This window comes from Phyllobacterium sp. T2-21 (assembly GCF_055378485.1).
In genome coordinates, this window is sequence record NZ_AP027916.1 from 65217 (window position 1) to 87108 (window position 21892).

18 protein-coding genes and 4 pseudogenes are annotated in these 21892 nt (G+C 58.4%); 14 read left to right on the plus strand and 8 right to left on the minus strand.

All coding sequences use genetic code 11. The features are described 5' to 3' along the window. Positions 1-3: 3 nt before the first annotated feature. Complete coding sequence (locus tag ACZ5FP_RS25080) at positions 4-867, minus strand: MurR/RpiR family transcriptional regulator (RefSeq protein WP_464665222.1); 864 nt, start codon at positions 865-867, stop codon at positions 4-6. 97 nt (positions 868-964) lie between these two features. Here ACZ5FP_RS25080 and ACZ5FP_RS25085 point away from each other — a divergent pair, with 97 nt between their 5' ends. The 7 genes from ACZ5FP_RS25085 to ACZ5FP_RS25115 are packed head-to-tail and all read left to right on the plus strand — an operon-like array spanning position 965 to position 8797. Continuing rightward, positions 965-2575, plus strand: coding sequence for an ABC transporter substrate-binding protein (locus tag ACZ5FP_RS25085; protein ID WP_464665223.1), 1611 nt, complete (start codon positions 965-967; stop codon positions 2573-2575). Positions 2576-2608: 33 nt separating this feature from the next. Next, positions 2609-3586, plus strand: coding sequence for an ABC transporter permease (locus ACZ5FP_RS25090; RefSeq protein ID WP_464665224.1), 978 nt, complete (start codon positions 2609-2611; stop codon positions 3584-3586). Continuing rightward, positions 3583-4482 (plus strand): ABC transporter permease, encoded by a 900-nt coding sequence (locus ACZ5FP_RS25095; RefSeq protein ID WP_464665225.1) that lies wholly within the window; start codon positions 3583-3585, stop codon positions 4480-4482. Before ACZ5FP_RS25090 ends, ACZ5FP_RS25095 begins: the two co-directional genes overlap by 4 nt. Continuing rightward, positions 4482-5483 carry an ABC transporter ATP-binding protein gene (locus ACZ5FP_RS25100; RefSeq protein WP_464665226.1) on the plus strand — a complete coding sequence of 334 codons (1002 nt, stop codon included), beginning with the start codon at positions 4482-4484 and terminating at the stop codon, positions 5481-5483. Before ACZ5FP_RS25095 ends, ACZ5FP_RS25100 begins: the two co-directional genes overlap by 1 nt. Positions 5484-5500: 17 nt before the next feature. Next, complete coding sequence (locus tag ACZ5FP_RS25105) at positions 5501-6484, plus strand: ABC transporter ATP-binding protein (protein WP_464665395.1); 984 nt, start codon at positions 5501-5503, stop codon at positions 6482-6484. Next, the gene (locus tag ACZ5FP_RS25110) at positions 6481-7353 is read left to right on the plus strand and encodes an alpha/beta hydrolase-fold protein (RefSeq protein ID WP_464665227.1); all 873 of its coding nucleotides are present in this window, start codon (positions 6481-6483) and stop codon (positions 7351-7353) included. The genes ACZ5FP_RS25105 and ACZ5FP_RS25110 overlap by 4 nt, the downstream gene beginning before the upstream one ends. Before the next feature lie 25 nt (positions 7354-7378). Then, the gene (locus tag ACZ5FP_RS25115; RefSeq protein WP_464665396.1) at positions 7379-8797 is read left to right on the plus strand and encodes a M20 family metallopeptidase; all 1419 of its coding nucleotides are present in this window, start codon (positions 7379-7381) and stop codon (positions 8795-8797) included. A 283-nt stretch (positions 8798-9080) separates the two neighbouring features. Here the strand turns inward: ACZ5FP_RS25115 and ACZ5FP_RS25120 are convergent. The 3 genes and pseudogenes from ACZ5FP_RS25120 to ACZ5FP_RS25130 form a co-directional block, all read right to left on the minus strand. After that, positions 9081-9350 (minus strand): annotated as a pseudogene (locus ACZ5FP_RS25120) (autotransporter outer membrane beta-barrel domain-containing protein); the annotation flags it as partial. Positions 9351-9538: 188 nt separating this feature from the next. Beyond that, positions 9539-9766, minus strand: coding sequence for an IS3 family transposase (locus ACZ5FP_RS25125; protein ID WP_464665228.1), 228 nt, complete (start codon positions 9764-9766; stop codon positions 9539-9541). Positions 9767-9960: 194 nt separating this feature from the next. Further along, positions 9961-10113 (minus strand): annotated as a pseudogene (locus ACZ5FP_RS25130) (transposase); the annotation flags it as partial. Between the two features lie 577 nt (positions 10114-10690). On the opposite strand from ACZ5FP_RS25130, the gene ACZ5FP_RS25135 reads away from it, so the two are divergent. The 6 genes and pseudogenes from ACZ5FP_RS25135 to ACZ5FP_RS25160 all read left to right on the plus strand — a co-directional run bounded on the left by ACZ5FP_RS25135 (position 10691) and on the right by ACZ5FP_RS25160 (position 17624). Beyond that, a complete protein-coding gene (locus tag ACZ5FP_RS25135) occupies positions 10691-11428 on the plus strand; it encodes a DUF2092 domain-containing protein (RefSeq protein WP_464665229.1) in 738 nt (245 codons plus the stop codon). Positions 11429-11481: 53 nt separating this feature from the next. Next, on the plus strand, positions 11482-11751 hold the full coding sequence (locus ACZ5FP_RS25140; protein WP_464665397.1) for a hypothetical protein: 270 nt from the start codon (positions 11482-11484) through the stop codon (positions 11749-11751). Between the two features lie 132 nt (positions 11752-11883). Continuing rightward, positions 11884-12823: pseudogene (locus ACZ5FP_RS25145) on the plus strand (formylglycine-generating enzyme family protein). Next, positions 12804-15185 (plus strand): arylsulfatase, encoded by a 2382-nt coding sequence (locus ACZ5FP_RS25150; protein WP_464665230.1) that lies wholly within the window; start codon positions 12804-12806, stop codon positions 15183-15185. The pseudogene ACZ5FP_RS25145 and the gene ACZ5FP_RS25150 overlap by 20 nt, the downstream one beginning before the upstream one ends. Before the next feature lie 206 nt (positions 15186-15391). Beyond that, the gene (locus tag ACZ5FP_RS25155; RefSeq protein WP_464665231.1) at positions 15392-15847 is read left to right on the plus strand and encodes a hypothetical protein; all 456 of its coding nucleotides are present in this window, start codon (positions 15392-15394) and stop codon (positions 15845-15847) included. Next, a complete protein-coding gene (locus tag ACZ5FP_RS25160; RefSeq protein WP_464665232.1) occupies positions 15837-17624 on the plus strand; it encodes a hypothetical protein in 1788 nt (595 codons plus the stop codon). Before ACZ5FP_RS25155 ends, ACZ5FP_RS25160 begins: the two co-directional genes overlap by 11 nt. Positions 17625-17847: 223 nt before the next feature. On the opposite strand, the pseudogene ACZ5FP_RS25165 reads toward ACZ5FP_RS25160, so the two are convergent. Continuing rightward, positions 17848-18226, minus strand: a pseudogene (locus tag ACZ5FP_RS25165) (Tn3 family transposase); the annotation flags it as partial. Positions 18227-18422: 196 nt separating this feature from the next. Between ACZ5FP_RS25165 and ACZ5FP_RS25170 the strand changes: the two are divergent. Continuing rightward, positions 18423-19088: a TetR/AcrR family transcriptional regulator gene (locus ACZ5FP_RS25170; RefSeq protein WP_464665233.1), complete on the plus strand. Its 666-nt coding sequence runs from the start codon at positions 18423-18425 to the stop codon at positions 19086-19088. A gap of 36 nt (positions 19089-19124) precedes the next feature. On the opposite strand, the gene ACZ5FP_RS25175 is transcribed toward ACZ5FP_RS25170, so the two are convergent. From ACZ5FP_RS25175 to aroQ, 3 genes are read right to left on the minus strand one after another with little or no spacing between them, the layout of a single operon-like run. Continuing rightward, on the minus strand, positions 19125-20438 hold the full coding sequence (locus tag ACZ5FP_RS25175) for an MFS transporter (protein WP_464665234.1): 1314 nt from the start codon (positions 20436-20438) through the stop codon (positions 19125-19127). A 37-nt stretch (positions 20439-20475) separates the two neighbouring features. Then, complete coding sequence (locus ACZ5FP_RS25180; protein ID WP_464665235.1) at positions 20476-21366, minus strand: shikimate dehydrogenase; 891 nt, start codon at positions 21364-21366, stop codon at positions 20476-20478. Next, a complete protein-coding gene (gene aroQ / locus ACZ5FP_RS25185) occupies positions 21363-21818 on the minus strand; it encodes a type II 3-dehydroquinate dehydratase (protein WP_464665236.1) in 456 nt (151 codons plus the stop codon). The genes ACZ5FP_RS25180 and aroQ overlap by 4 nt, the downstream gene beginning before the upstream one ends. Positions 21819-21892: the final 74 nt, after the last annotated feature.

A 21892-nucleotide genomic window follows, 5' to 3' on the forward strand; every position in this document is an offset into this window, starting at 1 on the left:
GGATCACAGGAACAGGTCTTCGGGCGGGACGCCGATCGTCGAGGCGACAATATCCGGACGGCGGGCTGCGACGGCAGTGACAATGGCGTCCGCGAGTGCGAAAATCGCTGCGGGTGAATTCGGCAAGAGACGGTTGCGGGCGGGTGCAAACAGGATGATGTCAGCGACGGGAACCAGGGGCGAGGTCGGGCTGTCGGTGATTGCCAGAATCAAAGCGCCCTTCTCTTTGGCCGCTTTCGACAGCTGCACGGTATTGTTTGAATAACGCGGCATCGAGACGGCAATGACGACGTCGCCTTCGTCCACGGACCGCACGAAATTGTTGGAATATTCGGAGGCGCCTCTGGACAGAATGTTCGAGACGCTTTTTTCCGTGTAGAGCGCCAGGCCTTCTTCCAGAAACGTTGCGGCGTAGTGGCTTGCACCGGTGCCCAGAATGATGATCCGCTTTGCGTTGATCAGCGCCGCGATGAAACCGGAAGACGTGGCGTTATCGATATTGGCTATCGTATCCCTGATGTTGTCCGCATTGTCCGCCAGCAGGCTGTGCAATGACAAAATCCTTTGACCTGTCTCCTTGCCCGTATCGTCAACGGCAATGATTTCTTCTGGCACAAACTGAAAATCTGAAACGATTTTCTCGCGGAACTCGGCATAGCCGCTGTAGCCCGCCGCGCGAACGAAGCGGGTGATGGTGGCCGTGGAGCTGCCGCTCGACTGGGCCAGGCCTTCGATGGACATCGCGACAACATCAAGCGGCCTTGCCAGCACGAAGTCGGCAATCCTGCGGTGCGATTTGCTCAGGGAAGGGTAAGCGGCAGACATGCGGTTGGAGAAATCGGATTTTGGGTTCAACGTTTTTGACATACGCGTTTCCGGTGTTGACGGCATAAAATTTTCATATACGTTATTTTTGAAAATAAACATGTCAAAAATGACGAGACGTTGGGGAACGGAGAACTTTATGCATAAACAGACACTATTGGCATGCCTACTGACAACATGTCTTTTCGCCGGCTCTGCTCATGCACAGCCTTTACGCATTGCCCTTGGCTCCGAGCCGACCGCGATCGACCCGCATTATCACGATCTTACACCGAATAATGCCCTAACGGCCCACATCTTTGAAGGGCTGACCAGGCAGGATGAAAAACAGAAACTGCATCCGGCGCTCGCAACCTCGTGGGAAAATGACGGAAAGAACACCTGGACTTTCAAGCTGCGTGAGGGCGTCACATTCTCGGACGGTTCGCCTTTCACCGCGGATGACGTGGTCTTTACGTTCTGCCGTACATTGAAGAACGAAACCGCGATTGCCGGTTCATTCGCCGACATTACCGGCAATTTCGAATCCGTCGCAACGCCGGACGCGCACACCGTCGTCATTACCACCAAGGCGCCTGAACCGCTGCTGCCGACATTCCTCGGCACCGTCGGTGTTTTGAGCTCTTCCATCGTCAAGCACGACAAGCTCAGTTTCGATATTGGCAAGAATTGCGGCGTTACCGGGGCCTGGCCGGTGGTCGGGGATTTCAATGACGGCAAGCTCGCCATCGGAACCGGCCCCTACAAATTGAAAAGCTATGTACGGGGCTCCGCCATCGATCTCGACCGCAATGACAAATATTGGGGCGATGCCGAACCGTGGGAAAGCGTCCGCTTTCTGCCGGTGCCCAATGCAGCACCGCGACTGGCCGGTCTGCTCGCCGGCGACTATGACGTGATTGAAAATCCGGCCGCCCGCGACCTGGCCCGTATCAAGGATGACAAGCGCTTCGGTTATGTGATTACGCCGACGACGCGCGTGATCTATTACCAGCTTGATGTCGGTCGCGCTCAAAGCCCCTTTGTCAAGGCTGCCGACGGCAAGAATCCGCTGCAGGATGTGCGTGTGCGCCAGGCGATGTCGCTCGCCATCGACCGCAAGGCAATCGTTGCGCGCCTGATGGATGGCGCAGCTGAACCCGCCTACCAGTTTCTGCCAACCGGCATGTTCGGCACGCTGCCCAATCCGCCGGAGCTGCGTTATGACCCGGCTGAAGCCAAGAAACTTCTTGCTGAAGCAGGCTATACAAACGGCTTTCAGCTGACGCTTTCCACCACCAATGACCGCTACATCAACGACAGTCAGATCACGCAGGCCGTGGCGCAATATTTGACGCAGGTCGGCATCAAGGCTGATGTTGACGCCATGACCCGCGCCATCTACTTCCCGCGCCGTTCGAAGAAGGAGTTGAGTATAGCAATCGGCGGGTGGGGATCGACCAGCGGTGAGGCCTCATCCTTCCTGCGTCAGTGGCCGGCAACACCCAACAAGGAGGGCACGGTCGGCGGTTCCAACTATGGTGGTTATTCCAACCCCGCTTTTGACAAGCTGATCCTGGAGGCGATTTCGACGCTGGACGATGCCAAGCGTTCATCCCTGCTGCAGCAGGCACAGACCGAAATGATGAAGGATTTTGCGTTCATCCCGCTGCATTTCGAAAGCGCTGTGTGGGCACACAAGGCCAACCTCACCTACACCGGCCGCTCAGACCAGTTCACTTTGGCGATGTCCGTCAAGCCGGCGAAATAAGCCGGCGCAGGACAGAAATCTGAGTGATATGCCATGACAGCTTATATTCTTCAGCGGCTGATCCAGAGTGCTCTGGTTCTTGTTGCAGTATCCATCGCTGTGTTCTTCGCCGTCTATGGCATTGGTGATCCAGTTGAACTGCTGGTTCCGCCGCAGGTCAGCGCCGCCGAAAGGCTGGCGCTGATCAAGCGGCTTGGACTGGATCTGCCGGTGTGGCAGCAATATTTCACCTTTCTGCTCAATGCGATGAAAGGCGACCTCGGCACTTCCTTCGTGCACGGCGTGCCGGTCGTTTCCCTGATCCTCGCCCGATTGCCAGCGACCTTCGAACTGGTGCTCCTGTCGATGACGGGAGCCGCCGTGATCGGCATTCCGCTGGGTCTGCTGGCGGGCCTCAATCCCGATAGCCGCGCGTCGCGGGTGATTATGACAGGTACTGTGATCGGCTTTTCCCTGCCCAGTTTCTGGAAGGGAATGATGCTGGTTCTGTTGTTCAGCGTGGCGCTGGGCTGGCTGCCGACCGCGGGACGGGGCGAAACGGTTGCATTTCTCGGCATTCAGACCAGCCTGTTTACCACGGATGGTTTGCGGCATCTGATTCTGCCTTCGCTCAATCTCGCCATACCGAACATGGCGCTGATGATCCGTCTGGTGGCTGCCGGCACGACGGAAGCCATGACGCAGGATTATGTGAAATTTGCCCGGGCAAAGGGCGTGAGGCGCCGGCGTATCGTCGGCAGGCATGTGCTGCGCAATATCCTCATCCCCGTTGTGACCGTGGTCGGTATTGAGTTTGGCAGCCTTGTGGCTTTCTCCACGATCACGGAAACAGTCTTTTCCTGGCCGGGCATGGGCAAATTGCTGATCGACAGCATCTATCAGCTCGATCGCCCTGTCGTCGTTGCCTATGTGATGCTGGCAACGCTTTTGTTCGTGGCCGTCAATTTCATTGTCGACGTGCTCTATGCGGTTCTTGATCCGCGCGTAAAACTGTCCGGAGATATGGTATGAACAAGCCGATCATTCCGGATGATACGGCGACGCCGCTGCGCCGCAAAGTCTTGCGCGGCATCCGCAAAAAGCCGACGACACGCGGTGCCGGCATATTGCTGGCCTGCCTCGTTCTGCTTGCGGTCTTTGCCCCGCTGATTGCCCCGCAAAACCCCTATGAACTTGCCACGCTCAGCGTCATGGATAACCGGCTGGCGCCCGGGGCCGCGAGCATGAGCGGCTCGGTCTACTGGCTGGGAACCGATGCGCAAGGCCGCGATATGGTCAGCGCCATCCTGTATGGGCTGCGCACCAGCCTCCTAGTTGGCCTGCTTTCAACGCTGGGCGCGTTGACGATCGGGGTTGCGGCAGGCCTGCTTGCCGCCCAGCTGGGCGGCATGGTGGACGCACTGATCATGCGCATCGTCGATTTCATGCTGGGTTTTCCGTCCATTCTTGTTGCCCTCGTCCTGCTGGCATCGGTGGGACGCGGCGTGGACAAGGTGATTTTCGCCATCATGCTGGTGCAATGGGCGCAATATGCGCGCCTGATGCGGGCATCGGCATTGGTGGAGCGCCGCAAGGAATACATCGAGGCAGCCGTCAATTTCGGGCTGCCGACACCCTACATCATGCTGGCACATCTGCTGCCCAATTCGATTGGCGCGGTCCTCGTCGTTTCCACGATCAATATTGCCAGCGCAATCACGCTGGAAGCCACGTTGTCGTTTCTTGGGGTAGGGGTTCCCGTGACCCAGCCATCCCTCGGATTGCTGATTGCCAACGGGTTCGACTACCTGCTTTCCGGCGAATACTGGATTGCTGTCTTCCCCGGTCTCGCGCTTGTGCTGCTGATCATGTCACTCAACTTTGTCGGCGACCGCCTGCGCCGCAGCTTTAACGTAAAGGGTGGGTGATGGCGCCTCTATTGGAAGTACGCGGTCTCAAAACCGTCTTTCATCTGCTCGGCGGCGCATGGCCTGCGGTGGATGGCATTGACCTGACGGTCGAGCGCGGCGAAGTATTGTGTCTGGTCGGTGAATCCGGTTCGGGCAAATCGGTTACCGGTTTCTCGCTGGTGCAGCTCATCGACCCGCCAGGTGAAATCGTCGCGGGCGACGTGCTGTTCAATGGCGAGAACCTGCGCGGCGCTTCCGGCGAACGCCTGCGCAATTTGCGCGGCGATCGCATCGCCATGATCTTTCAGGACCCGCTGTCAACACTCAATCCTGTGCTGACCATTGGCGAGCAGATGTGCGAGGCGATTCTTGAACATCGTGCCTGCGGTCAGGCCCAGGCGGCGAAGGAAGCGGTGGCAGCCCTCGGGCGCGTCGGGATTTCCTCGCCGGAAGTGCGGCTGAAACAATATCCGCACGAATTTTCCGGTGGCATGCGCCAGCGCGTGGCCATTGCCATGGCGCTTCTCAATAATCCGGACCTGATCATTGCCGATGAGCCGACAACGGCGCTGGACGTGACTATTCAGAGTCAGATTCTCTATGAAGTGCAGAAATTGGCGCGTGAAACCGGTACTGCCGTGCTCTGGATTACTCATGATCTGGCGGTGGTGGCTGAACTTGCCGACCGTGTGGCCGTGATGTATGCGGGCCAGATTGTGGAAACCGGTACGGTTGATGACGTGCTCGACCGGCCCTTGCATCCCTATACGCTTGGTTTGCTGAATTCATCCACCGGCATGGTCAGGCCAGGCGAGCGCCTGCATCAGATTGACGGCAATGCACCCCGGATCGACGCCCGCCCGGGCGGATGCCCGTTCCGGCCGCGCTGTGAACGGGTGCAGCCGGTCTGTTCCCAGAGCTATCCGGTCCGGCAGGTGATCGATGGCCGGGGTTTGCACTGCCATAATCCCGTGCCGCAGGCAGCCCATCCCGCGCCAGTTCAGGAGGCCAGGCCGTGACTGAACCTTTCTTTGAAATGCGGGGTGTCGAGAAACACTTCCATGCCAAATCCTCCATGGCCGAACGTATTTTGGCCCTCGCCGGCCAGGCTGCGCCGCCACGTGTCCTGCGTGCCGTTGACGGGGTAGACCTGAGCATCCAGCGCGGCGAGGTTCTGGGCCTCGTCGGGGAATCGGGATGCGGCAAATCCACCTTGTCGCGCATGGCGACGGGCATTCACCAGCCAAGCGCCGGTGAGGTGATCTATGACCGGCAGCCTGTCGGCAAACTCAAGGGCAAGGAACGGCTGAACTTCCTGCTCAAGGTGCAGATGATCTTCCAGGATCCCTATGCCTCGCTTGATCCGCGCATGCGTGTCAGCCAGATCGTCGGGGAAGCCCTTAAAGTGCACCGGCTGATGCCCAAGAGCGAAATTACCGGTACCGTCAATCAGGCACTGGAGGAAGTCGGCCTTGATCTGGCCTACCGGGATCGGTATCCGCACCAGTTTTCCGGCGGACAGCGCCAGCGCATCGGTATTGCTCGCGCGCTCGCGGTGAAGCCTGATTTTCTGGTCTGTGACGAACCGGTGTCTGCACTTGACGTGTCCATCCAGGCGCAGGTCATCAATCTGTTCATGGATTTGCGCGAGCGTTACGGGCTGACCTATCTGTTTGTCAGCCATGATTTGGGTATCGTCCGGCATATCAGCGACCGCATAGCGATCATGTATCTCGGACGCATCGTCGAGATCGGCTCCGCTGCGGCAATCTTCAGCAAGCCGGCACATCCCTATAGTGCCTCGCTGATCCATGCCAGCCCGTCCATCAGCCGGCGCAAGCGCAGTTTTGAGCCGCTCAAGGGAGACTTGCCATCGCCGCTCGACCCACCAACCGGCTGTCCGTTTCATCCGCGCTGCGGCCAGGCGATGCCGGTATGCCGTGAACGCCGCCCCGAACTCAGGGACGTCGCTCCAGGGCAGAGCGCGGCCTGCCATTTACATAACTCGGAGATAGCATGACGTCCGTCCCCCTCATTCCCGCGACTGGAAGCAGCGCGATACCCCACATTGACAGGTTCCATCCTGACCGGCCGCTGACCGTTCATTTCTACCGGCCGCAAGCCCATGGCCCTGACGATCCCGTGGTCATTGTCCAGCACGGCATGCTGCGCAATGGCGACGAGTATCGGGATTTCTGGATACCGGCGGCTGAGAAACACAAGCTGCTGATTGTTGCCCCGACATTTTCCGATGCGCAGTTTCCGGAGGCCGAAAGCTACAATAACGGCCTTGTCATGGACGCAAACGGTGAGGCGCGCAAGCGAGAGGAATGGCTCTATGGTGTTCCGGCCCGCATCTTTGCCGCGCTTCAGGCCAGTGGCGTAACCCGGCTGGTGCAGGCCCGCCTGTTCGGGCATTCCGCCGGCGGCCAGTTTGCGCATCGCCTGCTGGCGACACAGAATCCCAGTGTCTTTTCCGCTGTCATTGCCGCCAATCCCGGCTGGTACACGTTGCCGGACCTGCAACGGCAATTTCCCGAGGGGACGGGCGGGATCGGGCTGTCCGAGACCGAGCTTGCGCGCTGGCTTGCCTATCCGATGCATATTTTCGCAGGCGATCAGGACATAGCCGAGGATGACCCGAACCTGCCCTCCCAGCCGGAGGCGCTTGCACAGGGGCGTTCACGTTATGCGCGCGCGCATTTCGTCTATGGGTTTGCCGAGCGCGCGGCGAAGCGCCTTGGAATGGAATTCAACTGGAGGCTTGTCAGGGTGGAAGGGGTGGGCCATGACGGCGCTGCCATGTCACGTGCCGCTGCGGCATTCTGGTTTGAAGGTGCCGTTCCACCGGCTTCCGCGCTGGTCTTCGACGACGCTGCACAACTCTGAGAGATAAAGGAACAAGCAGATGAGCATGAATGACCGACAGGGACTGTGGCAAATGGTCGAAGACGAAAAGCAGCGGCTCATTGAAATGAGCGACCGCGTCTGGGCCATGCCGGAAGTATGCTACACGGAAGTCCGGTCGGTTGCCGAACACAAGGCGGAGTTGCTGCATCACGGGTTCCGGATCACGGAAGGCGTGGCGGGCATTCCCACGTCCGTCGTTGGAGAGGCCGGCGAGGGCGGACCGGTCATTGCCTTCCTCGGGGAATATGATGCCTTGCCGGGCCTGTCTCAAGAGGCCGGGATGACGCAATACAGCGCTGTCGAAGCTGGCGGCAACGGACACGGCTGCGGCCACAACCTTCTGGGCGCGGGCGCTTTGCTGGCGGCAGTGGGGCTGAAAAACTTTCTGGCCGAGAAGGGAATTGCCGGACGGGTGCGCTATTATGGCTGCCCGGCCGAAGAGGGTGGTGCGGCAAAGGCCTTTATGGTGCGGGCCGGGACCTTCGATGATGTGGATGTTGCAATCTCGTGGCATCCCTACAGTTTCTGGGAAGTCGCGCCTGCCCTGTCATTGGCTAATACCCGTGCCGACTTTGTTTTCACCGGGCGGGCGGCCCATGCGGCAGCCTCCCCGCATCTCGGACGCAGTGCCTTGGACGCGGTGGAACTGATGAGCGTCGGCGTCAACTACATGCGCGAGCATATGCCTTCCGATGCGCGGGTGCATTCCGCCGTGCTCGATACGGGCGGGATAGCACCCAATGTGGTGCAGGCCCATGCGCGAGTGCGTTACTCCATTCGCGCCATGGATTTGTCGGGCATGCTCGATCTGGTGGAGCGGGTTCACAAGATCGCGCAGGGTGCGGCGATGATGACCGAGACGCGCGTTGACATGAAAATCATCAGCGCCGTCTCCAACACGCTGGGCAACAAGCCGCTCGAACAGGCGCTGTACCGCGCGATGGAAGAACTCGGTGCCCCGGCTTTTGATGACAATGACCGCAATTTTGCCCGGCGGATTCGTGAAACTCTGTCAGAGCAGGAGATAGCGTCGGTCTATCAAGCGATCGGCATGCCGGTTACCGATGCACCACTAGCGGAGTTTCTTGTGCCCTTTGACACAGTGCGCAAACCCTTCATCGGCTCCACCGATATTGCGGATGTCAGCTGGGTCGTTCCGACCGTGCAGGTGCATGCGCCAACGGTCGCTATCGGCACGCCCTTCCATACGTGGCAAGTGGTTGCGCAGGGCAAGGCGCCGGCAGCGCACAAAGCCATGGTACATGCGGCCAAGGCCATGGCGGCGCTTGGCCTGGCTGTTCTCACCAACCCGGTTCTGCTCGAGGATTCCAAACATGCGCTCGCCCAGCAGACAGCTCGTACGCCCTATGTCAGCCCGCTCAAGGCTGGTGTCGAGCCGCCGCTGGATATGTCGAAGGGTTGAATGGAGCGATTGAACCGCCGGCCTGGGATGTCAGGCCGGCTGCACGAGATTGGCCATCAGTCTGAACGCGCCTGGCACTAGCTTGTCGAGCTGATGATGCAGGACAACCCGTTCCGCGCTTGACCACAGCTCCTTCTGCGTCCGAAAGCCCGACGACGTTGCCCTTAAAGCTACCGTCAACACCCTGATCAAAAACGAGCGTACCGGCATTGCCGATATCACCGGAGATCGAGTTGGTGTTGCCGATGAGCGTGCCGGCTTGAATCAGCGTGTCTCCATAGCTGTTTTTGCCGCTTAGAATCAGCGTTCCATCACCATCCTTTAGCAGATCGCCCGATCCGGTTATCGCGCCGGCGAGACCGAGCGTCGTTGCATCCGCAACGTCTATGAGCCCCGTGGGCTGAAGGGAGATCGAGCGTGAGGTATCGAAACTCGACGTCGTCCGCAGTGCACCGCCCTCGAATGTCAGGCCACCCGTTGAGGCTCCAAGATTGGCATCGGAACTTACCTGCAAGAGGCGACCCTGGATCAGAGTGTCGCCCGTACGCGTCAATCAATCGAGGGCATTGACCACATGTTCTCCTCGCAAACGGTGGCTGACTTCAATCGCCGGGGCTTCGCGGGTATAGATATCCGCGACCGTCAATGCCCGGATATTTGTCCGTTCGTGAGCTGCTCGTGCACGAAGTCCAGTGCCCATGCCTGATTGGATTTCAACGGCAGAACCTTATCTTCCCGGTATCACCATCTTGCAGCGACGCGGCCTTTTCGCTTTAAAACAAGGCCTTCCTCACGATAAAGCCGATAGATTAGATTGCGTCCCGCATGCCGGCCCTCCCGTCGCAGCATGACATGAAGCCGTCCATACCCACAACGAATGCGCGTGCGGACAATATCGTGCATGCGCTGGCGAAGCTCCGTTCGAGGATCACGCTGGCTGGGTTTGCGCGGGTAGAACGATGCTGGCATGTCAATGCAAAGGCCCGGCGCTCGCTGTCGCCGTGATATGCCGTCACATAGGCAACAACCTGTTTCATGAGCGCTGGCCCGGGAACTTTTTTTGCCAGAACATCCTGTAGAACGGCTTTGTCCAAGCTGAGTTCCGCCACCAGTTTCTTCAGCCGCGCATTCTCTTCCAGAACCCTTTTGAGTTCCCGGACCTGATCGGATTCCAGCCCGGCACACTGCTTCTTCCAGCGATAAAACGCCTGTTCCGATATGCCAATTTTCCGGATCAGGTCAGCGACAGCCAATCCAAGCTCCGCCTGCTTCAGCGCCGAAACAGTCTGCTCAACAGAAAAACGAGGTTTCTTCATCCGTAATTCTCCTTGTCAACAATGGGAATTGAACTGGAAAACCAACAACAAACGTGGACCACATTTAAAAATGTCACCTCACAGACATTGGCCCAAAATGGCAAGACCCGTGATCCGCCTGTGCTAGAAACAGACTGGTTAGAATTTGCCGGTTGATCACGTCATGATCGGTTTGATGGCGGTTGCTGCTGCGGATAGCCCCTGTGAAGCGGCTCAAGCGGGGCATTAGTCGGATTGATTGAAGATATGCTGGAAGTTCGATGGACTATTTTGAGCGCTCCCATTCTTTCACGCTCAGCCGTCTCAGTTCAGTCCGGGGATCTCTGCCGGCGAGTCGGCGCTATCCGGGCGAAGGAATTGGTTCAGTGGACAGCAGGCCTCCTCAGTCGGTCTGCCGCCACGTCAGGTCGGCGAGGCCTTTGGGGTACGCTCCATTGCCGGGACGGGTAGGTAGGTTTCAGCTCATGATAGGCGCGCTATTTTTTAAGGTAAGGCCGTGAAAAAAATGATACTTGAACGATGGCATAAAGTTTCCGCTTCGCGCATGCGTGTATTGGCGCTAAGCGTGGCGGTTGGCATGGCGTTCACGCCATTGGCAGCTTCGGCGCAGGCGCAGATTGTGATCGATCCGGCCGCGGACAAGATTCTCAGCGCCATGACCAACAATCTAAAGACGCTTTCAACTGTCAGCGCCGACTACGACGCCGATCACGAGATCGTCACCCTGAAGGGTCAGAAGATCCAGTACAGCGCTTCGGGTTCCATTGAACTCGATCGCGACAAGGGCTTCCGGATAACTCGCAAGGGACCGTATGCCGACGTGGAAGTGACATTCGACGGTAAGATGATATCGCTCTATGGCAAGGGAATGAACGTCTACGCGCAGATCGAAAGTACCGGCCCAAGTGTCGAGGAAGCGACCGAGGGGTTCCGCGAATCTACCGGCCTCGACGCTCCCGGTGCTGACTTGCTGGCAAGCAATCCTTATGCCGTTCTGACCGACGGGGTCACCGAGGGAACCGTCGTTGGCTCGGCTGTTGTGGATGGGATCGAATGCGAACATCTCGCATTCAGGACCGATGCCGTCGATTGGCAGATCTGGATCAGCAAGGGCGACAAGCCGTTGCCGCTCAAATACGTCATCACAACCAAATGGGTCACCGGTGCGCCGGAATACACACTGCGGCTGAGAAACTGGAAGACCGATGGGATCGATGCCGCCCAGTTCGCGTTCTCCCCGCCTGCGGGCGCTAAAAAGCTCGAACAGGTGCATGCCGATGTCTCCGGCGAACTGTCACTCCAGGCGGGAGAATGAAGATGCCCAAATTGTACAGTAAACTCTTGGTGGCTGCCATCGCTGTGTTGGCCATGCTCGCGGTGGACAGTGTCCTGCCGCTGCCGTTCAGTCCGTTCGTTTCCGAAGCGCAGGCAATTATCGGACGGCCGTTGACGCCATATAGCGTGGCCGGCGTCGCCCGACGCACGACACGCCGGGTCGTTCGTCGCACCACGATATATGCCGCCACTCTGCCTGGCGGCTGCGTCAGCACCAGCGTCTATGGCGCCGTGGTGTGGCGCTGCGGCAGTGTCTACTACCAGCCCTCCGGTGGGCGCTACGTCCAAATCTACGTCGATTGAACCTGCAGCGAGCCGCCTAGGTAACTGCACGATGCGGTTCAATATGCATCTGATTATAGGTTTGACGGGGGATCGGCTATGCATACTGATACCGCTCGAGCGGGTTTTCGATCAGAACGTGCGCGAGACGGCATGATCTTCATGGGCGCCGGAACGTTCTGGATGGGTTCGGATCATCACTACCCCGAAGAGAGACCAGCTCACCGCGTCAGTGTCGATGGGTTCTTCATTGATGAGACTCCCGTCACCAATACTCAGTTTGCCGAGTTCGTGGCCGCAACCGGATATCGCACATTTGCAGAATCTGCGCCCGATCCACGAGACTATCCCGGCATACTGCCCGAGATGTTGTATGCGGGGTCGCTGGTTTTTCGAGAGCCGACGAGGCGTGTCGATCTTCACGACTGGACACAATGGTGGTCGTTTCTAGAGGGTGCCAACTGGCGTCGTCCCCATGGTCAAGCGAGCAGCATCGAAGGACAAGATGATCATCCCGTCGTCCACGTCACCCACCAGGACGCGTTGGCGTATGCACGGTGGAAAGGCAAGGATCTTCCTACGGAAGCCGAATGGGAGTTTGCCGCCAGAGGAGGGCTCGAGCAGGCCGAATTCGCTTGGGGACCGGATTTAACCCCTGCTGGCCGGCATATGGCCAATACCTGGCAAGGACCGTTTCCAACGGTCAATCATAACCTGGACGGATACTCCCGCACGTCCCCAGTGAAAGCTTTTCCGGCCAACGGATACGGTCTCTATGACATGATTGGAAATGTGTGGGAGTGGACATCCGATTGGTTCTCCCCTCGGCACGAAGCAGGCACGACGAAAGCCTGCTGCATCCCCAAAAACCCTCGCGGGGGGGGGTAAGTCTACCAGCTACGACCCGTGTCAGCCTGAAATTAAAATACCGCGAAAGGTCCTGAAGGGCGGATCACATCTTTGTGCACCAAATTACTGCCGTCGCTATCGGCCTGCAGCTCGCCATCCGGAAGCGATCGATACTTCGACAAGTCACGTCGGTTTCAGATGCGTTGTTAGATATGGAGAAATTGATGAAAAAGTCTCTCAGTAAGCATTTATGGACACGGTGGTTGGGGGCGACCACAACAGCCCTGCTCTTGGGATCGCCGGCGTTAGCCCAAGAATCATTGCCCTTTCCGCCAACCCCTTCGGGGAGCAAGGCCGGCCCGACGATTGCTGAATCGACCTATAGTCCGTTGCCGGTACAATCACACCTTCCAGCCAATGCGCCAAACATCATCGTCATTATGCTCGACGATGTTGGTCCGGCGCTTCCCGATACCTTTGGCGGAGTGATTAAAACACGCACATTGAGCCGTGTTGCTGACCAGGGCGTATCGTACAATCGCTTCCACAATGCCGCGATGTGCTCTCCTACGCGCGCAGCATTGTTGACCGGACGCAATCATCACCGGGTGGGATATGGCCAGATCGCAGAACTGGCAAATGATTGGGATGGCTACTCCGGCCGGATACCGCGCACCTCCGCAACCGCGGCGAAAGTGCTTGGCGATTATGGCTATGCGACGAGTGCTTTCGGGAAATGGCACAACACGCCGGCCAACGAGACCACAGCCGTCGGTCCCTATACGAATTGGCCAGCGGGGCAGGGGATCGGGTTCGATTACTTCTACGGTTTCCTTGCTGGAGAATCCTCCCAATGGGAACCTGCAGTTGTCGAAAACACGGTTCGGGTGAATCCTTCCGAGGGCAAGAAAGAATACCACTTCACCGAGGACATGACCGACAAGGCGGTCTCATGGATGAAGCAGGAGCGTGCGCTGACGCCGGATCGGCCTTTCTTCATGTATTGGGCCCCTGGCGCCTCCCATGGTCCACATCACATTTTCAAGGAATGGGCGGACAAATATAAAGGCAAGTTCGATGACGGCTGGGATGCTATGCGCGAGCGCGTCTTCGCCCGTCAGAAAGAACTCGGATGGATACCGAAAGACACCGAGCTGACGCCGCGACCGAAAACGCTTGCAGCTTGGGCCGATATTCCCGAGGACGAAAAGCCATTCCAGCGCCGGCTCATGGAAGTGTTCGCTGGGTACACCGAACATGCGGATGCTCAGGCCGGCCGGTTGATCGATACCCTGGACGAACTGGGTATTCGTGACAACACACTCATCTTCTACATCTGGGGCGACAACGGCTCGAGCGCCGAGGGCCAGAACGGTACCATCAGCGAACTCTTGGCGCAGAATGGTCTTCCTTCCGAGGTCAAAGATCACATTCGCACGATGAACGAACTCGGCGGTCTGGATGTGCTTGGATCGCCCAAGGTCGACAACGTGTACCATGCCGGCTGGGCGTGGGCGGGTTCCACTCCCTATCAGTCAACAAAACTGATCGCCGCGCATTATGGTGGGACGCGCACGCCGCTCGTGGTTTCCTGGCCAGAAAAGATCAAGCACGACACGACGCCGCATCCGCAATTTCATCACGTCAACGATATCGTGCCGACGATCTACGACGTCCTGCATATCACGCCGCCAAAGCTTGTTGATGGTGTCACGCAGGATCCGCTCGACGGCACCAGCATGGTATACAGCTTCGACTCTCCCGCTGCACCTGATCAGAAGAAGGAACAGTATTTCGAGGTTATGGGCAGCCGCGCCATGTATAAGGACGGCTGGATAGCTTCGGTCTTTGGACCGAGGGTACCTTGGCAAGCGGGTGTCGATCCATCGATCGCGAAATGGTCACCGGATAAAGATGTTTGGGAACTCTACGATCTCAAGAACGATTTCTCACAGGCCAACGACGTCGCGGCAGCTCATCCCGAAAAAGTCGAGGAGCTGAAGAAGGCGTTCGATGTGGTTGCGCAAGACAACAAGGTATATCCTGTCGGTGGAGGCTTGTGGTCCGTGATCTTCCATCCGGAAGATGCGCCGTCCAATCCGGCCAAGAAGTTCGAGTTCACGCAGGACGTTGTTGCCGTTCCGGAGTTTACCGCACCGAAACTCGGAGCTCGAAGCAGCCTTGTCACTATCGACGCAGAGCTCCAGCCGGACTCGAAGGGAGTGCTTTACGCGCTTGGCGCCGTTTCAGGAGGTCTTTCGTTGTGGGTAGAGAACGGCAAACTCAGCTTTGAGTACAATCTGTTCGAGATTGAACGGACCCGGCTGGAATCGACGACCCCGCTCCCAACCGGAAAGGTCAAGATAGAAGTCGAAACACGCGCGACCGGCGGCGTACGCTCCGCGCTCGACGTCGTCATCCGCGTCGATGGCAAAGACGTAGCGAAGGGTCGTGTCCCCCGCTCAACACCGCTTGCGTTTACTGCCAATGATGCTTTTGACGTTGGTCGAGACAGCTATTCACCAGTCTCACTTGCATATTTCGACCGCAAGCCATTTGCATTCAATGGAAAGATCAATCGCCTAAAGGTCGAGTATTTAAATTAAGTGGTCGTCTGGTCGCACCAAGTACTTTTCGACTGGAAGCGGAAATCGAAGTGGGTCTCCGCTTCCAGAAATGAACCCAACTAGAACTATCGCGGTGAGCTAACGCACGATGCCCCGGGAAAATACTCCCAGCTGGAACGCCGCCCGTCTTGCCCGGGCGGGCAGCTGAGTGGGCATCACACCACATAACCAGGGATTGACCGTCGATGAGCGTTGAAGGCAACAGCTGTGAGAATTCGCCAGAAAACCTGACGGCTATCCGGCCCGATCCGGAGCATCAGCTGGTGTTTCTGGCATATGATGGCGGCCCTTTGTATCAGATGCAGAGGCGCGTTTCCGTCCTGTGCGACAGCGCCCTCATGGCCGGACAGCGGACGCTTGTCTTCGTCAGTCCCGCGCGGCTTGGTCCGCTTTCCCTTTCGTCCACCCTTTCACCAGAGGCCCAGTCGTTCATCATGGATCTCGGCGCGCGGGCAAAATTCCTGATCGCCCTCAGCACCTTTGTTCTTGCGGAACAGCAGGTCGAGCTGGGCCTGAAGCTTGAGCAATTCGTGAAGGCACCGCTCATAGCGCCGATATTGCTTCCAGCCGCAGCGAACGCCCTCGCCACAACGCTGCGGCGAAGAAATTCAACTATCGCCGAGGGCTGCAATGAACGTTGACGAGATGGTCGACGCGCGGAAACTCACAGGCGTAACCGATGAAGATGCCAAAGTGGAGCTGGAACGGCTTCTTTCGGATGCACAGTTTCATTCCACGGAGCGCAACAGGAACTTTCTAAGATACGTTGCCGACGCGGTTTTCGAAGGCAACTCAGCCTCGGTGAAGGCCTATACCATCGCCGTTGATGTTTTCGGCCGTCCGTCCAGTTTCGATCCCTCCACCGATCCCATCGTCAGAATAGAAGCCACGCGCCTTCGTGCGTCGCTGGTTCAGTATTACGAGGCGCGCACGGATGTTGGAAGCGTGCACATTGAATTGCCGCGGGGTCGGTACATTCCCGTTTTCTCAAGAATAGCGGAGCTGGAGAGCGGCGTCAGTCCGGCAGAGGATGCCGCATTCAAAGACGATGCACCCCACGCCGTGAAATCCGCGAACATCGGTTCCCTGCGAAATCTCCTGCTGTTCGGTTTGCCGATCGCTGCGGGATGCCTTGGCCTTTGGGCTTTCCTGGCGCGGGGGGCTATCTATTCCGATAAGCCGAATGTTGCGATCGAGATGAAACTTGCCGGTGATCCCTCCGATGGCGAGGCCGTTTTCATTCGCGACTACCTGATGATTGCCCTGTCGCAGTTTCATACGCTCAAACTGTCCGCGCCTGACCAGCCGCAGGCCATGGGCCGCGACGCTTCGAAGCCGACGGCAGGTGTGACCTTCCTTAACTCGGACCGGCGAATGAGCCGCTACCATGTGAAGCTGAAATATCATTCCACCGCGAGCGAACGCACGGTCTGGTGGCAGGTTGTCAATCCGGCCACCGGCGAGGCTTTGCGATCCGGGGTGGAGAAGATTCTTGTCGGCAATAAAACCAATGAAGATTTGCGCCGCGAACTTGTGACCAATCTGGCCAATCGCTTTGCCGGTGCGCGGGGCGTGATCAACAGCACGGAACTGACGCGGGAACTGGCAGCCCCGACCATCGGGAACGGGTGTCTGCTTCGCGCCGCTGTCGCCATCGAGCGGCACAGCGGCAATGAAATGTGGGAAGCCAGGACCTGCCTTGAAGCCACGCTCAATGTCGCCCCGAACGATGCTGATGTGAATGCCCAATTGGCGGTTCTTCTGCTGGAGTCGACCGCGCCTGACATTGCCAATGATGCGACGGAACGTGCACTTGTTCTTGCAAACAAATCCGTCTCGCTTGCGCCGATGTCGGATCTGAGCAACTACGCGCACATGCTGGCACAATTCCGCAATGGCCAGACGGAAGCGGCCTTCGTCTCCGGTTATCGGGCAATGGCGCTTAATCCGCAGAATAGCGCCATCCCGGCCCGATTGGGTGCAATGCTCTTTGCCGCGGGACGGTGGGCCGAAGGATCTGGACTGGCGATCAAGGCGGGCCTGATCGACGAGGTTCCGCACAGCGACGCAGGTCTGACCCTGGCCCTTGACGCCTATCGGCGGGGTGAATTTGCGGAAGCGCTTCTGCGCGTGCAGCAAATGGGCCGTTCGGACGATTATGTCGCCAATATTCTTGAGTTGGCAGCCGCAGCGCAAGTTGGCGATACGGAAACGGTTGGCGAGGTTGTCACCCGGCTCAAATCGCGCAACCGGCAATTCTGGACGAGCTTTCGCGCGGAAATGGCCGCCCGCCAGTACGCGCCTGTCCTTGTAGACACCCTTGGTGCCGGCCTGATGAAGGCCGGACTGGCGCTGCCGCAGTGGCCCCAAGGGGGAGCACTGGACGCAACGTCTCCCCTCATTAGCTCGACAAATTAACAGTTGCGTACTTGCCCTTGCAGCTTGCGCGACCGCTCATGCATCCATGAACGGCGAGCGGCCGTTGCTTCATTGTTCGCGTTGCCGCGGCCGTAAACCAAAGGCGGTTGATGGGGATTGGAAATTGCCAGTATTGGAGCTGTTAAAATGACTGTAAACGGGGCTTCGCCGTTCCGGTATGTCTTGCGCTGCTTGCGGCTGGTTCTGCCGCGGCACAGGCGGATAGCATCCCGGACAACCCGCTGGAATTCGACGAGGCAGATATTCTTTTGAGGATCGTTGACGGCGCGACTGTGCGCGTGGCGATCGAGGTGGCCAGACGCAAAAGGTAATCGCAATGATCGAGAATCAGTTCGGTGTTGATCGGTGTGCCAGCGCCGGATATGCATCAGCCTTCTCGAAAGTATGGAATCTCCGATCCTTGATATTGCGCAGCCGGGGTGGCAGCGCTTGCCGATCAGGGCGAACAACGCAAAAACATGATCGTTCGCACCATCAGTATCGGTAAAATGCTCATCAATCTCCAGAATTGTGTCGTGATCGAACAGACCATCGAGTACATAAACAGCCTCGCTTTCGGTGGGGGAAATCGAAATGAGATTCGGTTGTGCTGCTCGGGCCAATTGGAAAAACCGTTTCGGTCGTTGAATGATCCAATGGAGGTTGGGACAAGTGCTGTTCTCCCGGACCCCTGGCCTTGTCAGCCAAAGACAGCTCAGCTCAACACTCTATTGCCATGTACGTACAGGTTCGCCCATTATGCGGTATCGTTTATTGCAGCAGACAGATTGATCCAGCATGCCAAACCATCTTCCTTCGAGCAAACGGTCAGGACCTGAGCGCAGCCGAACCAACGATCCGGAGCGGACCAAGGCCGATATTCTTGCCGTGGCAACTGAGGAGTTCGCCACCTTCGGCCTCAGCGGCGCACGGGTCGACGCAATTGCCGAGCGGACCCAGACCTCCAAGCGGATGATCTACTACTATTTTGGCGGTAAGGATGGGCTCTACCTCGCCGTGCTTGAAAAGGCCTATGCGGATATCAGAGCCATCGAATCTGCCCTGGAACTGGATCTGCTCGATCCTGTCGCGGCGTTGCGCCGCGTCATTGACCAGACATTCGAGAACGACGACAGCCATACGGATTTCGTGCGGCTCGTGACCATCGAGAACATCAATCAGGGCAAACACCTCGCAGAGGCGACAACAATCCGCGAAATCAATCTGCGGATCATCCAGATCATTGATGCGATCCTGGAAAGAGGGCGCGCGCAGGGATTGTTCCGTGCCGACCTTGAGCCGGTGGATGTGCATATGATGATCAGTGCCTTCTGCTTTTTCCGGGTCGCAAATCGTCATACCTTCGGTGCGATCCACCGCATCGACCTGTCCGAGCCCGGCCGCAGGCAGAAACACAAACAGATGATTGCCGATGCAGTGATCGGCCTGCTCCAGCAGAAATGACAGGCGGGAGCATGCTCCCGCCTGTCTGGTTGATAGTCAGGCCGCAATGGTGACCGGTTTCTTGCCGAGATCTTCCATCGGTGTCCGATAGGTCTCCGTCGCGGTTGCGGCGGAAATCGCGGCGATCATCGCCGTTATCGTCGTGAACGCCGCCACGGGTATCCAGCCATTGGGGCCGGTCCCGAGCAGCGCCGCGCTGATGGTCGGTGCAAAACCACCCAGGGCAAAACCGATTTGCGTTCCGATTGCCATGCCCGAGAGCCGCACCCGTGTGTCGAACATTTCGCCGTAGAGGGCTGGCCATACACCGTTCGCGGCGCTGTAGACGACGCCGGACAAAAGGATGCCGAGAACAAAGATCAGTGTCAGGTTTGCCTGGCTGATCGCCCAGATATAGGGCCAGATCAACACGGCGCAGCCGACAGCGCCGAAAATGAACACCGGCTTGCGTCCGATGCGGTCAGCCAGCATGGCCCAGGCCGGGATCGCCCCGAGGGCGACAATGTTGGCCAGCACCAGCACCGTTAGCATGGTCGAGCGGTCGATCTGCATGGTGTTGACCGCATAGGACAGCGTGAAGACGCTGAAGATCGTGCTGACGACAGAAATGAGGGCCGCAAAAACAATGCGCAGCACATCGGCCCAGTTGTGTTTGAACAGTGTTATGAGCGGCAGTTTCGACGTCTCGTGCTTCTTCGCCTCTTCGATGAAGACCGGTGTTTCCGGCAGCGAGCGGCGTACCCAGAAACCGACGACGACGACAACGAGGCTTAGGAAGAACGGAATACGCCAGGCCCAGGACAACAGGTCTGCCTCGGGCAGGCGGGTGAGCGGAATGAAGACGAGGGTTGCCAGGATCAGCCCGGCCTGCGTCCCGCTGAGGGTGAAGCTTGTAAAGAACGCCCGCCGGTTGGGTGGTGCGTGCTCAAGGGTCATCGAGTTTGCCCCGGCCTGTTCGCCTGCAGCCGAGATGCCCTGCAGCAGCCGCGCGACGACCAGCAGGATCGGTGCGAGAATGCCGACGTGATCATAGGTCGGCAGGCAACCGATGATGAAGGTCGAAAAGCCCATCAGCAGCAATGTGAAGGTCAGGACTTTCTTACGGCCGAATTTGTCGCCGATGTGACCGAGAATGACGGCCCCGAACGGTCGGGCAATATAGGCAACGCCGAAGGTGGCAAATGATGCGATGGCGGCCGCCTGCGGATTGGCGGCCGAAAAGAAAATCTTTGGAAAGATCAGCGCGGCTGCCGTTCCGTAGATAAAAAAATCATAGTACTCGACGGCACTCCCGATCCAGCTGGCAAGTGCCGCTTTTCTGGGTGCTTTGACACCTGTTGGTTGATGCATGGAAGTCTCCTCCTCAAGGCTTTCATGGGTGCCCGGCTCAGGCTGCGGCCTCCTTCGCTCCGGAGCCGAGTTGGATAAAATGGCGCAGCATGCGCTCGTGATCGGGCCTCACCCCGGTAAACAGACGAAACGCTTCGACAGCCTGGAACACCGCCATGCCGCCGCCATCAAGCGTGCGGCAGCCGAGATGGTGTGCTGCGCGCAGCAGGGCGGTTTCAAGTGGAAAATAGACGATTTCGGCGACCCAGAGTTGCGGGTGCAGCCATTCGACGGGCAGGGGTGTTCCGGGATATTTGTCCATCCCTGTCGGGGTGCAGTGCACCAGCCCGTCGGCCGTTGCCATATCGGCGGCCAAATCGCGCGACACGCGCACGCGGCTGTTGCCGAAACGCTCGAAGCGTTGGTTGAGCGCTGCCGCGGTCTCTTCTGCACGGGCGAGGTCTTTGTCCATCAGCACGAGCTCGCTAACGCCTAAGGTCAGAAGCGCGTGCGCAACCGCAGCGCCGGCACCGCCCGCGCCAAGCTGTACCACCGAAGACAGGGATGCACCGGGCAGGCCGCGCTTGAAGCTTTCCGAAAAACCCCACCAGTCGGTGTTGTGACCAATGCGGCGGCCGCCATGCAGGACGACCGTATTGACCGCTCCAAGCGCTGCAGCATCGGGAGAAAGTTCGTCGAGATGGGGAATGATCGCCTGCTTGCAGGGATGGGTCACGTTCAGCCCGGCAAAGCCCATGCGTTCCGCGGCGATCAGCAGGTCCGGCAGTGCTTCGGGGCCAACGTCGATCCGCTCCAGGTCGATGGTCTGATACAGCAGCCGCAAGCCTTGTTCGTCTCCTTCGCGCTCATGCAGGGCGGGGGTGCGCGATTGCTGAATGCCTGATCCGATCAGGCCCAGAAGAAAATGCGGGGATGGTGATGGCGTCATCGGTTGGCCTTTTCCAGATGTGCGGCAAGGCAGGTCAGGGCAAGGGTGTAGCCCTGCGTGCCGCAACCGCAGATCACCCCGGTTGCCACATGGGATATGTAGCTGTGATTGCGGAACGCCTCGCGCCGGTGAATGTTGGAGATGTGAACCTCGATGATCGGGCAGGGGCAAGCGGCCAGCGCATCCATGATCGCGACGGAGGTGTGGGAATAGCCGGCAGGATTGATGACAATGCCCGAGACACGCTCGCGCGCCTCGTGGATCCACGTGATCAGTTCGTGCTCGGCATTGCTCTGGCGGAAATCAACGGAAAGCCCGAGCTTGGCGGCATGGCGCACGCAGTCCGCCTCGACATCGTCAAGCGTCTCCTTGCCGTAGATTTCTGGCTGGCGCTTTCCCAAAAGGTTGAGGTTGGGCCCGTTAAGGACCAGAATCGGGTGCCCGCCCGTCATGGCGCTGCATCCCGCTTCAACGGCGAACAAAGCTGCGCATAGGCGCGGTTCGGCTGCATGGTTCCTCCCATCTT

Bases quoted from the DNA above. Each gene is read 5' to 3' on its own strand.
- ACZ5FP_RS25080 (WP_464665222.1), bottom strand. From the start codon at position 867: ATGTCAAAAACGTTGAACCCAAAATCCGATTTCTCCAACCGCATGTCT.
- ACZ5FP_RS25085 (WP_464665223.1), top strand. From the start codon at position 965: ATGCATAAACAGACACTATTGGCATGCCTACTGACAACATGTCTTTTC.
- ACZ5FP_RS25090 (WP_464665224.1), top strand. From the start codon at position 2,609: ATGACAGCTTATATTCTTCAGCGGCTGATCCAGAGTGCTCTGGTTCTT.
- ACZ5FP_RS25095 (WP_464665225.1), top strand. From the start codon at position 3,583: ATGAACAAGCCGATCATTCCGGATGATACGGCGACGCCGCTGCGCCGC.
- ACZ5FP_RS25100 (WP_464665226.1), top strand. From the start codon at position 4,482: ATGGCGCCTCTATTGGAAGTACGCGGTCTCAAAACCGTCTTTCATCTG.
- ACZ5FP_RS25105 (WP_464665395.1), top strand. From the start codon at position 5,501: ATGCGGGGTGTCGAGAAACACTTCCATGCCAAATCCTCCATGGCCGAA.
- ACZ5FP_RS25110 (WP_464665227.1), top strand. From the start codon at position 6,481: ATGACGTCCGTCCCCCTCATTCCCGCGACTGGAAGCAGCGCGATACCC.
- ACZ5FP_RS25115 (WP_464665396.1), top strand. From the start codon at position 7,379: ATGAATGACCGACAGGGACTGTGGCAAATGGTCGAAGACGAAAAGCAG.
- ACZ5FP_RS25125 (WP_464665228.1), bottom strand. From the start codon at position 9,766: ATGCCAGCATCGTTCTACCCGCGCAAACCCAGCCAGCGTGATCCTCGA.
- ACZ5FP_RS25135 (WP_464665229.1), top strand. From the start codon at position 10,691: ATGGCGTTCACGCCATTGGCAGCTTCGGCGCAGGCGCAGATTGTGATC.
- ACZ5FP_RS25140 (WP_464665397.1), top strand. From the start codon at position 11,482: ATGCTCGCGGTGGACAGTGTCCTGCCGCTGCCGTTCAGTCCGTTCGTT.
- ACZ5FP_RS25150 (WP_464665230.1), top strand. From the start codon at position 12,804: ATGAAAAAGTCTCTCAGTAAGCATTTATGGACACGGTGGTTGGGGGCG.
- ACZ5FP_RS25155 (WP_464665231.1), top strand. From the start codon at position 15,392: ATGAGCGTTGAAGGCAACAGCTGTGAGAATTCGCCAGAAAACCTGACG.
- ACZ5FP_RS25160 (WP_464665232.1), top strand. From the start codon at position 15,837: ATGAACGTTGACGAGATGGTCGACGCGCGGAAACTCACAGGCGTAACC.
- ACZ5FP_RS25170 (WP_464665233.1), top strand. From the start codon at position 18,423: ATGCCAAACCATCTTCCTTCGAGCAAACGGTCAGGACCTGAGCGCAGC.
- ACZ5FP_RS25175 (WP_464665234.1), bottom strand. From the start codon at position 20,438: ATGCATCAACCAACAGGTGTCAAAGCACCCAGAAAAGCGGCACTTGCC.
- ACZ5FP_RS25180 (WP_464665235.1), bottom strand. From the start codon at position 21,366: ATGACGCCATCACCATCCCCGCATTTTCTTCTGGGCCTGATCGGATCA.
- aroQ (WP_464665236.1), bottom strand. From the start codon at position 21,818: ATGACGGGCGGGCACCCGATTCTGGTCCTTAACGGGCCCAACCTCAAC.